This is a genomic window from Microbacterium sp. CR_7 (assembly GCF_041954755.1).
GTDB lineage: Bacteria > Actinomycetota > Actinomycetes > Actinomycetales > Microbacteriaceae > Microbacterium.
Window position 1 is genome coordinate 383,649 of record NZ_JAVAYF010000001.1, and the last position, 14,378, is coordinate 398,026.

The window sequence follows — 14,378 nt, forward strand, 5'->3', positions numbered from 1 at the left end:
GGAAACACTGGATCCGTGAAACATTGCCCCGCTCCTGCACCCTCCGTACCGTGAAGTCATGGCTCAGACTCTTCCCGCCGCGGCCACAGCGGCACCGATCGCCGAGATCACGGCAGCCGACATCGCCGCGCTCGGAGTCGGCACCGCGATCTTCGGAACCGGAGGCGGCGGCGCGGTGTACACGGCGCAGATCATGGTCGAGAACGCCCTGCGCGAGCACGGACCCGTGCCGCTCGTGCGCGTCGACGACCTCGGACCGGATGACGTCGTCATCCTCATGTCGGGCATCGGCGCGCCCACGGTCGGCATCGAGATGCTCTCCGCATCGGGCCAGATCCACGCGCTGCTCGCAGAGGCCGAGCGCCTGCTCGGCCGTCCGGTCACGACGCTCATGGCAGCCGAGATCGGCGGGAGCAACGGCGTCCAGCCGATCGGCTGGGCCGCGCGACTGGGTCTCAAGGTGCTCGACGCCGACGGTATGGGCCGTGCGTTCCCGGATGCCGCGATGGTGGCCATGAACGTTGCGGGCGTCCCCTGCGAATGGGCCGTGCAGAGCGATGTCGTCGGCAACATCTCGGTGATGAAGACCGTCGACCTGCACTGGCTCGAGCGCCACGCGCGCGCCCTGACCGTGGCGAGCGGATCGATCTGCATCGGCGCCCACTACCCGATGACGGCCGACACCGTGCGCGGCTCGGTCATCGAAGGCACAGTCGGTGCCGCCATCCGGGTCGGGCACGCGCTGATGTCCTCGTCGGATCCGGTGTCCGCGGTCGCCGCCGAGCTCGACGCTCGCGTGCTGATGACCGGCAAGATCACCGATCTCGACCGGCGCACGGTCGGCGGGTTCGTGCGCGGCTCCGTCACCATCACCGGGACGGGCGCGGACCGTGGCCGCCTGCAACGTCTGGAGCTGCAGAACGAGAACCTGCTGGTGCTCGAGGACGGCGAGGTGCTCGTCAGCGTCCCCGACCTCATCACGATCATCGACGCCGAGACCGGCCACGCCATCACCACCGAGATGCTTCGATTCGGGCAAAGGGTGTCGGTCCTCGCGTGGGCGTGCGACCCGATCTGGCGCACCGACCGCGGCCTCGAACTGGCCGGGCCTGCGGCCTTCGGCTACGACCTGCCCTATGTCCCCTTCGAAGGAGCGAACCGATGACCGCGCGCGATCTGTCCATCGGCGTCGACGTCGGCGGGACGAACACCGATGCCGTCGTCCTCGATGGAGACGGCCGCGTGCTCGCCTGGACGAAGCGGGCGACGACCGACGACATCACCGGCGGCATCCGCGCAGGCATCCGCGAGGTGCTCGCCGCGATCGGCGACGACCGGTTCCGCGTCTCCCGCGTCATGCTCGGGACCACGCACGCGACCAATGCGATCGTGCAGCGGCGACAGCTCGATCGGGTGGCCATGATCCGGCTCGGCGCCCCCGCCGCGACGGAGTATCCGCCCCTGACCGGCTGGCCGGAGGATCTGGTGAGCATGGTGCTCGCCGGTTCGGCCATGCTCGGCGGCGGTCACATGGTCGACGGCACGCCGATCGCTCCGCTGGACCGCGACGGCATCCGGCGCTTCGTCGACGGTCTCGACGGCTTCGACGCGATCGCGGTCGCCGGCATCTTCAGCCCGTCCTCACCCGAGCAGGAGCTGGAGGTCGCCGAGCTGCTGCGTGGGCACCTCGGCCAGGACACCCGCGTGTTCCTGAGCCAGGACATCGGCCCGACCGGTCTGCTCGAGCGCGAGAACGCCACGCTGCTGAACGCGGCCCTGTACAGCGTCGCACGCTCGGTGACCGAGGCGCTCGTGACGGTCGTGGCGGAGGAGGGCCTCGACGCCGCGACGTTCTTCGCTCAGAACGACGGCACGCTGATGTCGTTGGACTACGCGGCCCAGTACCCGGTCCTCACGATCGGCTCCGGTCCTGCGAACTCGATCCGCGGCGCCGCGTACCTCTCCGGACACGACGACGCGATCGTCATCGACGTCGGCGGCACCACCTCCGACCTCGGGGTCGTGGTCGGCGGCTTCCCGCGCGAGTCGACCCTGCCACGGGAGATCGGCGGCGTGCGCACCAACTTCCGGATGCCGGACATCCTCAGCGTGGGCATCGGCGGCGGCACGATCGTGGACGTCGCGTCGGGGCGCGTCGGACCCGACTCCGTCGGCTACCGCATCGATCGGGAGGGGCTGCTGTTCGGCGGATCGACTCCCACCCTCACCGACGCCGCAGCACTCCGCGGCACCCCCGTCGCCGGTCGTACCCTGCCATCGCTCGCGCCGACCGTGTCCGCCGCGCTCGAGCGGGCGCTGGAGGCCGTCGCCGACCGGCTCGACGAGGCCGTCGAGCGTCTCTCGCTCGGTCGGATGGACATCCCGCTCGTCGTCGTCGGGGGCGGCGGATTCCTCGTACCCGACAGCCTTCCGAGCGCCGGCAGCATCCTCCGCCCAGAGCACGGAGGCGTGGCCAACGCGGTCGGCGCCGCCATCTCGCTCGCCGGCGGCCGGGCCGATCAGATGGCGCCCATGGGAGAACGTGAAGCTGCCATCGAGCAGGCCTCCGAAGCGGCGGTGGCGAAGGCGATCCAGGCGGGCGCCGACCCTCTGCAGGTCTCGGTGGTCGAAGTCCTCGAGACCCACGTGCCGTACACGACCCAGCCCACCGTCAACGTCACCGTCAAGGCAGCCGGTCCGCTGGCCCGGCTGTCGGCAGAGGTCCCCGTCCGCTGACGCACGCATCCGCTGACGCCCAGACCCGTCCCGCACCACAGCTCCACTCTCACCCGAATCAGGAGAACGCTATGAAACGCAGTACCGCACTACCCGTGGCCGCCGCTCTCTCCGTCCTCGCTCTGACGCTGACGTCGTGCGCGGGGTCCTCGGACCAGGCCGGCCCCGACGAGGGCGACTTCGTCTCGGGTGGCACCTTCGTCACCGCTGTCGGCGACGACCCGGGTGACCTGAATCCGCTGACGGCGGTGTCGCCCGACACCTTCGCCGTGGTCAGCCTCGCCTACGAGTCGCTGATCGCGGTGACCGACGAGGGCGAGCTCGTACCCTGGCTCGCCGAGAGCTGGGACGAGACCGGCACCGAGGTGGTGTTCACGCTCAAGGACGGCATCACCTGCAGCGACGGCTCGGAGTTCACCGCGCAGACGGTCGCGGACAACCTCAACTACAACGCGGATGCCGCGAACGCGACGTTCTCGTACGGCTCGGTCATCGACGAGCGGATCTCGGCGACCGCCGACGGCGACACCGTCACGGTCACGAGCACCGAGAACAACCCGTTCCTCGCGGTCAACGTCGGCACCATCATGCTGGTCTGCGACGCCGGCCTCGCCGACACCGCCTCGCTGTCCGAGGCGACCGACGGCACCGGCCTGTACGCCCTCAGCGACATCAAGCCGGGCGACGCCTTCACCTTCACCAAGCGGGACGACTACGAGTGGGGGCCCGACGACGTCACGAGTGACACCGCGGGGCTTCCCGACGCCATCGAGGCGCGGGTCGTGAGCGACGAGAGCACCGCCGCCAACCTCCTGCTGTCGGGCGAGCTCAACGCGGCGACCATCTCGGGCGCGGATCGCTCGCGCCTCGACGGCGCCGGACTCACCCACGTGGGCGTCCGCAATCCGGTCGGCATGATGCTCTTCAACGAGAAGGAAGGCCGTCCGTTCGCCGACCCGCTCGTGCGCGAGGCGCTCTCGACCGCGATCGACCGCGAGGAGGTGGGCACCGTGATCGCCGACGGCGAGGGACTCGAGCCGATCTCGCTCGTCACGAAGAATCCGCTGCTCTGCGTCGCCGACGAACCGGAGTGGAGCCTGCCCGAGACCGACCTCGACAAGGCGGGAGAGCTGCTCGACGAGGCCGGCTGGACGCTGGGGTCCGACGGCCTCCGGAAGAAGGATGGCGTGCCGCTGACGATCAAGTTCGTCTACAACGCGCCCACCTCGACCCACGCGGCCGCGGCCGAACTGGTCAAGGAGGCCTGGGACGAGCTGGGCGTGACGACCGAACTCCTCGCGAATGACGCGGCGGCCTGGTCCGAGCAGCTGTTCTCGACGTTCGACTGGGACACGGGCTGGGTGCAGGTCGCTCCCGGCGGTCCGATCGTGCTGTCGACCTTCTTCGACGGTGCGACCCCCGACCAGGGCGGCCTGAACTTCATGTGGGTCGACAACCCCGAGTACTCGGCGCTGGTCGCCGAGGGATCGAGCGCGACCCCCGAGGAAAGCTGCGCGATCTTCCAGGACGCCGAGAAGCAGCTCATCGATCGCTTCGACGTCTTCCCGGTGATCGACAACATCCTGCCGACCTACCAGTCTGGCGCGGTGTTCGAGCAGCCGAACTTCATCCAGCCGACCTCGATCCGGATGCTGGGCTGACATGACGACGACTCCTCCTCCCGCGACCGCCGAGGTGGTCGACACGACCACGGCCGCCCTGGCGGCGCGGGCGGAGGAGCGCCGTCTGCGTCGGGGGCTCTCCCCGCGCACCGCGTTCCTGCTGCGTCGGCTCGGTCGACTCGTCGTCTCCCTGGCGGTCGTGATCATCGCGTCCTTCCTCCTGATGTACCTCGTGCCCGGCGATCCGGTGCGCGCGGCGCTCGGACAGAGCGCGACGCCGCAGCTCGTCGAGGCCACGCGGGCGCAGCTCGGCCTCGACCGTCCGATGGGGGAGCAGTTCCTCCGCTACCTGGGCGGCCTCGTCACCGGCGACCTCGGAACCTCCGTACGGCTGCAGCGTCCGGTGACGGACGTCCTGTCCCAGCGCTTCCCGACCACGCTGCTGCTCGCCGTTCTCGCTTTCGTGATCGCCGTGATCGGGGCGCTGCCCGCGGGGATCGGCGCTGCCGTACTCGCCCGGTCGGGCCGTCGGCGGGGACTCTCGATCGCTCTGTCGGCCTTCCTCGGCATCCTCATCGCCGTGCCGAGCTTCCTCGTCGCCGTCGCGCTCATCGCGCTCTTCGCCGTGGAGCTCGGATGGCTCCCCGCCGCGGGGTGGGGCAAGCCGGCGGATGCCGTGCTGCCGGTCATCGCCCTGGCGGTAGGCCCCATGGCGTACCTCGTGCGGATCGTGCAGGTCGAGATGCTCGCCGTGCTCGACACCACCTACATGACGACGGCGCGCGCCAAGCGCCTGCCTCGGCGACTGATCTACCTGCGGCACGCTCTGCCGAACATCGTCACCTCCACCCTGACGGTCGGCGGCCTCATCCTCGCCGGGCTCACGGCGGCCACCGTTCTCATCGAGACGGTGTTCGCGATACCCGGGCTCGGCACCATCATGGTGTCGTCGGTCGGGGCCAAGGACTACCCGATGGTGCAGGGCGTCGTCATCGTGTACGCGCTCATCGTCCTCGGGGTGAACCTCGTGGTCGACGTGATCCTCGCCACCATCGACCCGCGCTCCTCGATCACGGAGGGTTGAGATGTCCGCTCGTTCCCGCCTCCTCACACCGACCGCGATCACCGCGCTGCTGGGCGCGGTGCTGCTCGCCTTCCTCACGGTCGCCGGTCCGCTGCTCTGGGGGGCGGCGGCCGACACGACCGACGTGTCGTCCCGTCTGCTCGGGGCGAGTGCCGCGCATCCCTTCGGCACCGACGAGCTCGGCCGCGACATCCTCGCCAGGGTCCTGTCGGCGACGCGCCTCACCCTGCTGCTCACGCTCGGGGCGACCGCGATCGCGCTCGCGGGAGGGATCGTGTTCGGCCTCGTGGCCAGTATCCTGCCCCGCTATCCGCGGCGATGGTTCACCGGGCTCCTCGACATCCTCCTCGCGTTCCCGTGGCTGCTGATGGTGCTCTTCTTCACGGTGATCTGGGGAGCCACCGCGACCGGTGCGATGCTGGCGATCGGATTCGCCGGCATCCCGTCGTTCGCTCGGCTCGTGTACAACCTCGCCTCATCGGTGTCCGGCCGGGACTACGTCAGGGCGGCACGTGTCGTGGGCGTCGGGCCGGTCGGCATCCTCGTGCGGCACGTCCTCCCCAACATCGCCAACCCGTTCTTCGTGAACGCCGCAGCCACCGCGAGCGTGACTCTGCTCTCGTTCGCCGGTCTCTCGTTCCTCGGGCTCGGCGTGCAGGCGCCCGCGTACGACTGGGGGCGGATGCTGCAGGAGGGCATCCTCCGCATCTACGTCAACCCGCTCGCCGCGATCGGACCCGGTATCGCGATCGTGCTCGCCGGTCTCGTCTTCACCCTGGTCAGCGAGGCCGTCGCCGGCACCCGCGGCGGGGGACTGCGCGCGGTCGCGGCGCGGGCGACCGGAGCAGTGACCCTCGCCTCCCGACGCACCGGGCGGGTGCCGGCGGCGACGGAGCCGGCGAGCGACATCGTGGCCGAGATCACGGATCTGCGCATCGCGTTCCCGACGGCCGACGGCGACGTGGTCGAGCGGGTGCGCGGGGTCGATCTCCGCATCGCGCGGGGCGAGATCGTCGGCATCGTCGGCGAGTCCGGTTCCGGCAAGTCGCTCACCGCGATGGCCCTCGCCGGGCTGCTCGGCGACGACGCGATTGTCACCACCTCGGGGCACCGTTTCGACGATCTCGACATGACTCGGACGCTCGCGGCATCCGATCGTGCGCGGTTGGGCGTCGAGCTCGGCATGATCTTCCAGGATCCGCTCACGTCGCTGAATCCGGCGCTCACGATCGGACGACAGCTCACCGAGGTCCCCGAGGTGCACATGGGAATGCGGCCCACGCAGGCGAGGGCGCGCGCCGCCGATGCACTCTCGGCGGTGGGGATCGCGAACTCCGCGTCGCGCCTGACGCAGTATCCGCACGAGTTCTCCGGCGGGATGCGACAGCGGGCGATGATCGGCATGGCGCTCACCGGCAGGCCGCGGCTCATCGTCGCCGACGAGCCGACCACGGCGCTCGACGTGACCGTGCAGCGCCAGGTGATGGGGGTGCTGCATCGCGCCCAGGAGGAGACCGGCGCCGCGATCGTCTTCATCTCGCATGACATCGCGCTCGTCTCCGCCTTCTGCGACCGCGTGATCGTGATGAAGGACGGTCTCGTGGTCGAGAGCCTCGCGGCGGACCGCATCCGTGAGGACGCCCGGCATCCGTACACGCGCGCTCTCATCGCCTGCCTGCCCGACATGACCAGCGACCGGACGCGGCCGCTGCCCGTGATCCCGCCGGAACTGCGCCCCGAGGCCCTCGACGAGCCAGGTGCTGCGCCGCAGCGAGACGCCCACGGCCAGGAGGTGCCGGTATGAACGCACTCGAGATCGACGACCTGAGCGTGCGCTACGGTCGCACCCGGGTCGTCGAGCGTGTGAGCCTCGCGGTGCCGCAGGGGCGGACGGTCGGACTCGTCGGCGAGTCGGGGTCGGGCAAGAGCACCGTGGCCGCGGCCGCGGTCGGTCTGGTGCGACCGGAGTCCGGGTCGATCCGCGTCGACGGCGTCGAGACGACCGGAGGCGGAGCGGCGGCGCGACGCGCCCGTCGCCGTATGCAGCTCGTCTTCCAGGACCCGTTCTCGGCCCTCGACCCCCTGATGCCGGTCGGCGACTCCATCGCCGAGGCGCTGAGATCGACCGGTCGACGGTGGTCTCGGGCGGAGCGCGTCGCGCGCGTGCGGGAGCTGCTCGCCCAGGTGCACCTCGACCCCGACCGGGCAAGTGAGCGCCCCGGAGCCTTCTCGGGCGGCCAGCGACAGCGCATCACCGTCGCACGCGCTCTGGCGGGGGAGCCGTCGGTGCTGATCGCCGACGAGGTCACCAGCGCGCTCGACGTGTCCGTGCAGGGCGCCATCCTGAACCTGCTCCGCGAGGTGCAGCAGCAGCTCGGGCTCTCCATGCTCTTCATCTCGCACAACCTCGCCGTCGTGCGATACATCAGCGACGACGTGTGCGTGATGCGCCATGGCGCGGTCGTCGAGAGCGGCCCCACCGAGGCGCTGCTCGACGCGCCGGCAGACCCCTACACCAGAGACCTGCTCGAGGCGGTTCCCGCTCTCGGAGAGAGGATGCAGTTCGGATGACTCCCGCGACCGAGGAGAAGACCACGTCGGCAGCGGAAGGATTCGCGGATGCCGCGGAGTCGCTGCGCGATGCGCTGATCGCGATCCGCCGCGAGTTGCATTCCGCGGTCGAGATCGGCCTCGACCTGCCGCGCACGCAGGAGATCCTCCTGCGCGAACTGGCGGATCTCGACCTGGAGGTCACCCGGGGTGAGGGGCTGACGTCGATCACGGCGGTGCTCAGGGGCGGCCGCCCCGGACCGGTGGTGCTGCTGCGCGGCGACATGGACGGACTCCCGATCGCCGAGGCCACCGGACTGCCGTTCGCCGCCACGTCGGGTGCGATGCACGCCTGCGGGCACGACCTGCACATGGCGGGCCTGCTCGGCGGCGCGCGCCTGCTCGCAGCCCGCCGCGACGAGCTCGCGGGCACGGTGGTCTTCATGTTCCAGCCGGGCGAGGAGGGGCAGGCGGGCGGTCGCCTCATGATCGAGGAGGGCGTGCTGGATGCCGCGGGCGCCCGACCGGTCGCGGCCTACGCGCTCCACGTCGACAGCGCCACCCCGCAGGGGCAGCTGGTGACTCGCGAGGGGGCGATGATGGCGAGCGCGAGCGCTCTGCGCATGACGTTGCACGGGACCGGCGGGCATGCCGCCTTCCCGCAGCTCGGCATCGATCCGGTGCCCGTCGCCGCGCAGCTCATCCTCGCGGCGCAGACCTTCGCCGCGCGACGTCTGCCCGCCACCGATCAGGCTGTGATCTCGATCACGCGCCTGAGCAGCGACTCGGAGGCGAGCAACGTCCTCGCGGCGAGCGTGTTCCTGGAGGCGAACATCCGCACCCTGTCGATGACGACCCTCGACACGGTGCGCGCTGAGCTCCCCGCCATGCTCGCGGGTATCGCAGAGGCGAACGGATGCCGGCTGGAGACCGAGTTCATCGCCTCGTATCCCGTGACCTACAACGACCCCGCGGAGACGCGGGAGGTCCTGTCGGTGCTCGACGACCTCCTCGGCGTCGACCGCGTCACCCGGTTGGCGGCGCCGTCGATGGCCTCCGAGGACTTCTCATACGTGCTGCAAGAGGTCCCGGGTGCCCTCGTGTTCGTCGGTGCTGCCCCCGACAGCGGACCGATGCCGTTGCACTCCGAGCACGCGGTCTTCGACGACGGGGTCCTGCCGCTGCAGGCCACGGTCCTCGCCGAGCTGGCGTGGCGCCGACTCGCGCGGGGCTAGACCTGACGGTCCGACCCCGCGCGCGTCGTGGGCTCAGCGGCGGGTGGCCGCGTCCGGAGTGCGCGCTGCGGCGCCTGCGTCCGGTGCGTCCGTGGTCGATGACGCGCGGGGGAGCGTCTCCGGCAGGGACGCGATGCCGATCACGCCGATCACGCTGAGGCCCACGAGGTAGGCGGCGACGAGCCAGGGCGTGCCGCCGGTGAGTCCGACGAGGGCCGTGGCGACGAGCGGCGCGGTGCCGCCCACGAGAGCCGCGGGGATCTCACGGGAGATCGCGATGCCGCTCCACCGCATCCGTGTGGGGAAGAGCTCGGCGAGCATGGCGGCGCTGACGCCGATCGTGGCTCCCTGCACGATGGCGAGGCCGAGGATCAGGCCGAGCGCGACGAGTACCGAGTTCTCGGTCTGGAACAGGAGGAAGAGCGGGAAAGCGAACGCGATCGCGAAGATCGCGGCGCCCAGCAGCACGGGTTTGCGGCCGATGCGGTCGGCGAGCCTGCCGAATCCGAGGGTGGCGGGGATGGTGAGGAGCTCGGCCACGATGAGGCCGATGAGCGCGTGCGTGGGATTCACGGTCAGGGTGCCGGTCGTGTACGAGACCGAGAACGTCTGGACGATGTACACCCAGGGCAGGGCGAACACGAAGAACGCCATACCGGCGAGCAGCGTGCGCCAGTGCGAGCGCACGGCGAGGGCGAGCGGCGCGTGCGACACGGTGCCCTCGCGCTCCGCGGCCTCGAACGCCGCCGTCTCCTTCACGCGGAGACGGAAGTAGAGGGCGAAAGCGACGATAACGATGCTGGCGATGAACGGGATGCGCCAGCCCCACGCCTGGAACTGGTCCGAGGGCAGCAGGCTGATGAGCGCGAACGTCGAGGTCGCGAGAGCCATGCCGAGATAGACCGATGCTCCGGGGAAGCCGGCGATGAACGCGCGGTTCCTCGTGTCCGACGACTCGCTGGCCATGGTCATCGCTCCGGCGAACTCCGCCCCGGCACCCGCGCCCTGGAAGAGACGCAGCACGATCAGGAGGATCGGCGCCCAGATGCCGATGGTCTCCGCGGTCGGCAGGAGCCCGATCAGCGTGGTGGCGATGCCCATCATGAGCAGCGTCGCGAGCAGCGTGCCCTTGCGGCCGATGCGGTCGCCGAAGTGGGCGAAGACCAAGCCGCCGATCGGACGCGCGCCGAAACCGACGGCGAACGTCGCGAAAGCGCCGAGGAGTCCGGCGAAGTCGCCCCCGCCCGGGAAGAAGAGCGGCGCGAACACGAGGGCCGACGCGAGACCGTACAGCGTGAAGTCGTACCACTCGATGATCGTTCCGACCGAGCTTCCGATCACGGCTCGGCGTCGCTGGTCTCGCGGATCCAGTCCGGGGCGGTCGATGTCGTCGGCGATGTCGATGTCCATGGCACTCCACTGTGTCGGGCACGCCGGTCGTCGGCGGCGATCTCCAGGCTAGGAAAACCGGACTCGTGACCTCATGTGCGCGGAGCACACCATCGAGTCGGGATGGTGGATCCTGTCCACACCGTCACACGAGCGTCGGCTGAGCACCGCGCTGTCGCTGCGCGCCACACTGTGCGCCGGGGACACGGGAACGACGCCGATGTGGCGGGACGCGCCATGGTTCGCGGAGGGCGCTCGCTGACACGCTGGACCCACGGCGTCGACGAGGACGCCGTGGAAGGGAACGCACCCATGACATCGGCATCCACCGCCCCGCGCGGATCGACCGGATCCTCGGATCCGACCCCCGCCCCGTCCTCGCAGATCCGCACCATCGTCGCATCGAGCGTCGTCGGCACGACCGTCGAGTGGTTCGACTTCTTCGCCTACTCGACGGCTGCCGCGCTGATCCTCAACTCTCTGTTCTTCCCCGACTACGACCCGCTGGTCGGCACGATCCTCGCCTTCGGCGGCATCGCGGTCGGCTACTTCGGCCGTCCGCTGGGTTCCATCGTCTTCGGGCACTTCGGCGATCGGATCGGACGCAAGAGGATGCTGGTGCTGTCGCTCGTGCTCATGGGCGTCGCCACGTTCCTCATCGGCCTCCTGCCGACGTACACCGCGATCGGGATCGCCGCTCCGATCCTGCTGATGGTGCTCCGGTTCGTGCAGGGGTTCGCCCTCGGCGGCGAGTGGGGCGGTGCGGTCCTGCTCGTGGTCGAGCACGCCGAACCGCGGCGTCGCGCCTTCCTCGGCAGCTTCCCCCAGGTCGGCCTCGCGTTGGGACTCACGCTCTCGACGCTCGTCTTCCTGCCGCTGGTCGCGTTGCCGGGCGACGCGTTCTCGACGTGGGGCTGGCGCGTGCCGTTCCTCATCAGCGCGGTGCTGGTGCTCGTCGGCCTGTTCATCCGGCTCCGGATCACGGAGACCCCGGAGTTCGAGAAGATGCGCGAAGCCGGACGCGAGGCGCGTGTCCCGCTGTGGGACACGCTCAAGACGCACCCGGGACAGGTGATCTTCGCGGCGCTGAGCTTCGCCGTCATCGGCGCGGTGTTCTACATGCTGTTCACGTTCAGCCTCACGTACGGCACGCAGTTCGTCGGACACAGCCAGCCCGAGATGCTCACGATCGCGACGGTGTGCTCGGTGCTGGCGCTGGGCGGACTCCCGCTCGCCGGCCGGCTCGCCGACCGCTTCGGTGTGGCGCGGGTCTTCGCCGCGGGCACCGTCGTGTCGGTCGTGCTCGCGTTCCCCGCGTTCTGGCTCATCGACACGGGCAGCCTCCTCGCTGCGTACGTCGCGTACATCGCGACGACGGTCGGCTTCTGCGCGACCTACGGCACCCTCGGCGTGCTCTACGCCCAGGCGTTCGACGTGCGCATCCGCTACACGGGCATGTCGCTCGCGCTCGGCATCGGCACCATCGCCGGCTCGGCGTTCGTGCCGATCATCTACCTCGAGCTGCTCGACGTGTTCGGCGGCTCCTGGGCCATCGCCCTCTACATGGTGGTCGCGGGACTGGTGACCCTCATCTCGGTCACGCTGCTGCACCGCCTCACCCGTCGCGCTGCCGACGGCGCGGGCGAATCATCCGCGACGGAAGGAACCACCCGATGATCGACGACACCACTCGCGGCCTCCTGAGCGGATGGGCGGGCATCGACGCCGCGCCCGGATCCCTGGCGGGGGTGGTGGTGGTCGACGTCACGCGAGTGGTCGCCGGGCCGTACTGCTCGATGATCCTCGCAGATCTCGGAGCCACCGTGATCAAGGTCGAGAACCCCGACGACCCTGACTACACCCGCACCTTCCCGCCGCTGCTGCCCGGCACGGACGGCGAGCCTCTGAGCGGCTTCTTCGCCCAGTTCAACCGCAACAAGCTGGGGGTCACCCTGAACCTCAAGAGCCCCGGCGCCGCCGAGGTGCTCGACCGGCTCGTACGACAGGCCGATGTGCTCGTCGAGAACTTCCGCCCTGGCACCATGGAGCGGCTCGGTCACGGATACGACCGGCTCAGGGAGGTCAATCCCCGCCTCGTGTACGCCGCGTTGAGCGGGTACGGGCAGACCGGTCCGTATCGGCTGCGGCCCGCGTACGACAACAGCGCGCAGGCCACGGGCGGCCTGTGGTCGATGAACGGCGAGGCGGGCCGACCGCCCACGCGCGTCGGGACGATCATCGGAGACCTGGCGGCGAGTCTGTACGGGGTGGTCGGCATCCTCGCGGCGCTCAGGCACGCCGAGCAGACGGGGGAGGGGCAGCTCGTCGACATCTCGCAGCAGGACTCGGTGCTGACCCTCACCGAGAACGCGGTCGTGTCGTACACGGCAGAGGGCATCGTGCCGGAGCCGCTCGGCAACGAGCACCCGTTCGTGCGCCCGTACGAGCTGTTCCCCTGCAAGGACGGGTTCGTGTTCTTCGGCGGATACACCGACAAGTTCTGGCGCATATCGTGCGAGACCTTCGGAAGCGCGGGCGACTGGGAGGATCACCCCGACCTGCATGCGATGGCCACGCGGTTCGATGCCGACGTGTACCGCGACAAGGTGCGCCCGCTCGTGCTGGAGTGGTTCGCCGGCCGCACGAAGGCCGAACTCGAGGCCCTCGCCGGCGACCTGGTGCCGTTGAGCGCGGTCAAGGACATCGGCGAGGTCGTCGACGACCCGCAGATCGCGGCGCGGGGAATGATCGTGGAGACCGAGTACCCCGGCCACGGGTCGCTGCGCACGTTCGGCTCGCCCGTGAAGCTCCACCGGACGCCGCCGCAGACGTCGGGAGCCGCTCCTGCGCGCGGCGAGCACACGGACCGCGTGCTCGCCGACCTGCTCGGATTCGCGCCGGACGACGTCGCGGGACTGCGTGCGGAGGGTGCGATCTGATGTCGATCCGGCTGGAGAGCGACGGCGGCGTCGGGATCATCACGATCGACCGCCCCGAGAAGCTCAACGCGCTGACACTGTCGATGTACGACGAGCTCGGGGCCGCCTTCGCCGAGGTCCGCGACGATCCGGGCATCGGGGTCGCCGTACTCACGGGGGCCGGCGACAGGGCCTTCTGCGTGGGGGCCGACCTCGGGGAGTCGATCCCCGCTCTCACCGCGGAGAGGTTCGACATCAGCGAGTGGGATGCCGCCCATCAGAAGCACTCGACCCTCGAGAAGCCGGTGGTCGCGGCGATCAACGGACTGTGCCTGGGCGGCGGTTTCGAGATCATGCTGTCGACCGACATCCGGCTCGCAGCCGCCGAGGCGCAGTTCGCCCTGCCCGAGACGGGGGTGGGCGTGGTGCCGGCCGGCGGCACACTCGTGCGACTGATCCGTCAGATCCCGTACGCCTTCGCCATGGACCTGATGCTGCGGGGCGCCCGCATCGACGCGGAGACGGCGCTGAGCTACGGCCTCGTGAACCGCGTCGTACCCGGAGCAGACCTCATGAACGAGGCGATCGGACTCGCGGAAGAGCTGCTGCAGCGCAGCGGGACCGCCATCGCCACGGTGAAGCGCGCCGTGCGCGCCCTCGCCGACCTGCGGGAGGACGAGGCGTTCCGGCAGGAGGCCACTCTCGGTCAGCAGGCGTTCGCGAGCGACGACGCCCGCGAGGGTCTCGACGCGTTCGCGACGCGACGGCTGCCGTCGTTCCCGTCGCGCACGGCGATGCGGGTCGGCTCGCCCTCATAGACTGCTGGCAGTCCCGATCGTCGCTG

11 protein-coding genes are annotated in these 14,378 nt (G+C 70.2%); 10 read left to right on the plus strand and 1 reads right to left on the minus strand.

Annotation, left to right across the window (positions count from 1 at the left end; translation table 11 throughout):
- Positions 1 to 58: 58 nt before the first annotated feature.
- The 7 genes from RAC81_RS01820 (at position 59) to RAC81_RS01850 (ending at position 9,227) form a co-directional block, all read left to right on the plus strand.
- Positions 59 to 1,165, plus strand: coding sequence for a DUF917 domain-containing protein (locus tag RAC81_RS01820; protein WP_375080737.1), 1,107 nt, complete (start codon positions 59 to 61; stop codon positions 1,163 to 1,165).
- Positions 1,162 to 2,736 carry a hydantoinase/oxoprolinase N-terminal domain-containing protein gene (locus RAC81_RS01825; protein WP_375080738.1) on the plus strand — a complete coding sequence of 525 codons (1,575 nt, stop codon included), beginning with the start codon at positions 1,162 to 1,164 and terminating at the stop codon, positions 2,734 to 2,736. Before RAC81_RS01820 ends, RAC81_RS01825 begins: the two co-directional genes overlap by 4 nt.
- A gap of 71 nt (positions 2,737 to 2,807) precedes the next feature.
- Positions 2,808 to 4,397 (plus strand): ABC transporter substrate-binding protein, encoded by a 1,590-nt coding sequence (locus RAC81_RS01830; protein WP_375080739.1) that lies wholly within the window; start codon positions 2,808 to 2,810, stop codon positions 4,395 to 4,397.
- Position 4,398: 1 nt separating this feature from the next.
- Positions 4,399 to 5,442 carry an ABC transporter permease gene (locus tag RAC81_RS01835; protein WP_375080740.1) on the plus strand — a complete coding sequence of 348 codons (1,044 nt, stop codon included), beginning with the start codon at positions 4,399 to 4,401 and terminating at the stop codon, positions 5,440 to 5,442.
- 1 nt (position 5,443) lies between these two features.
- Complete coding sequence (locus RAC81_RS01840) at positions 5,444 to 7,246, plus strand: dipeptide/oligopeptide/nickel ABC transporter permease/ATP-binding protein (RefSeq protein ID WP_375080741.1); 1,803 nt, start codon at positions 5,444 to 5,446, stop codon at positions 7,244 to 7,246.
- Complete coding sequence (locus tag RAC81_RS01845; protein ID WP_375080742.1) at positions 7,243 to 8,013, plus strand: ABC transporter ATP-binding protein; 771 nt, start codon at positions 7,243 to 7,245, stop codon at positions 8,011 to 8,013. The genes RAC81_RS01840 and RAC81_RS01845 overlap by 4 nt, the downstream gene beginning before the upstream one ends.
- Entirely contained in the window at positions 8,010 to 9,227 is a 1,218-nt protein-coding gene (locus RAC81_RS01850; RefSeq protein ID WP_375080743.1) for a M20 family metallopeptidase, read from the plus strand. The genes RAC81_RS01845 and RAC81_RS01850 overlap by 4 nt, the downstream gene beginning before the upstream one ends.
- 33 nt (positions 9,228 to 9,260) lie before the next feature.
- On the opposite strand, the gene RAC81_RS01855 is transcribed toward RAC81_RS01850, so the two are convergent.
- Complete coding sequence (locus RAC81_RS01855; RefSeq protein WP_375080744.1) at positions 9,261 to 10,637, minus strand: MFS transporter; 1,377 nt, start codon at positions 10,635 to 10,637, stop codon at positions 9,261 to 9,263.
- A gap of 291 nt (positions 10,638 to 10,928) precedes the next feature.
- Between RAC81_RS01855 and RAC81_RS01860 the strand changes: the two genes are divergently transcribed.
- From RAC81_RS01860 to RAC81_RS01870, 3 genes are read left to right on the plus strand one after another with little or no spacing between them, the layout of a single operon-like run.
- Positions 10,929 to 12,293 carry an MFS transporter gene (locus tag RAC81_RS01860; RefSeq protein ID WP_375080745.1) on the plus strand — a complete coding sequence of 455 codons (1,365 nt, stop codon included), beginning with the start codon at positions 10,929 to 10,931 and terminating at the stop codon, positions 12,291 to 12,293.
- Positions 12,290 to 13,555: a CaiB/BaiF CoA transferase family protein gene (locus tag RAC81_RS01865; RefSeq protein WP_375080746.1), complete on the plus strand. Its 1,266-nt coding sequence runs from the start codon at positions 12,290 to 12,292 to the stop codon at positions 13,553 to 13,555. The genes RAC81_RS01860 and RAC81_RS01865 overlap by 4 nt, the downstream gene beginning before the upstream one ends.
- The gene (locus RAC81_RS01870; RefSeq protein WP_375080747.1) at positions 13,555 to 14,352 is read left to right on the plus strand and encodes an enoyl-CoA hydratase/isomerase family protein; all 798 of its coding nucleotides are present in this window, start codon (positions 13,555 to 13,557) and stop codon (positions 14,350 to 14,352) included. The genes RAC81_RS01865 and RAC81_RS01870 overlap by 1 nt, the downstream gene beginning before the upstream one ends.
- Positions 14,353 to 14,378: the final 26 nt, after the last annotated feature.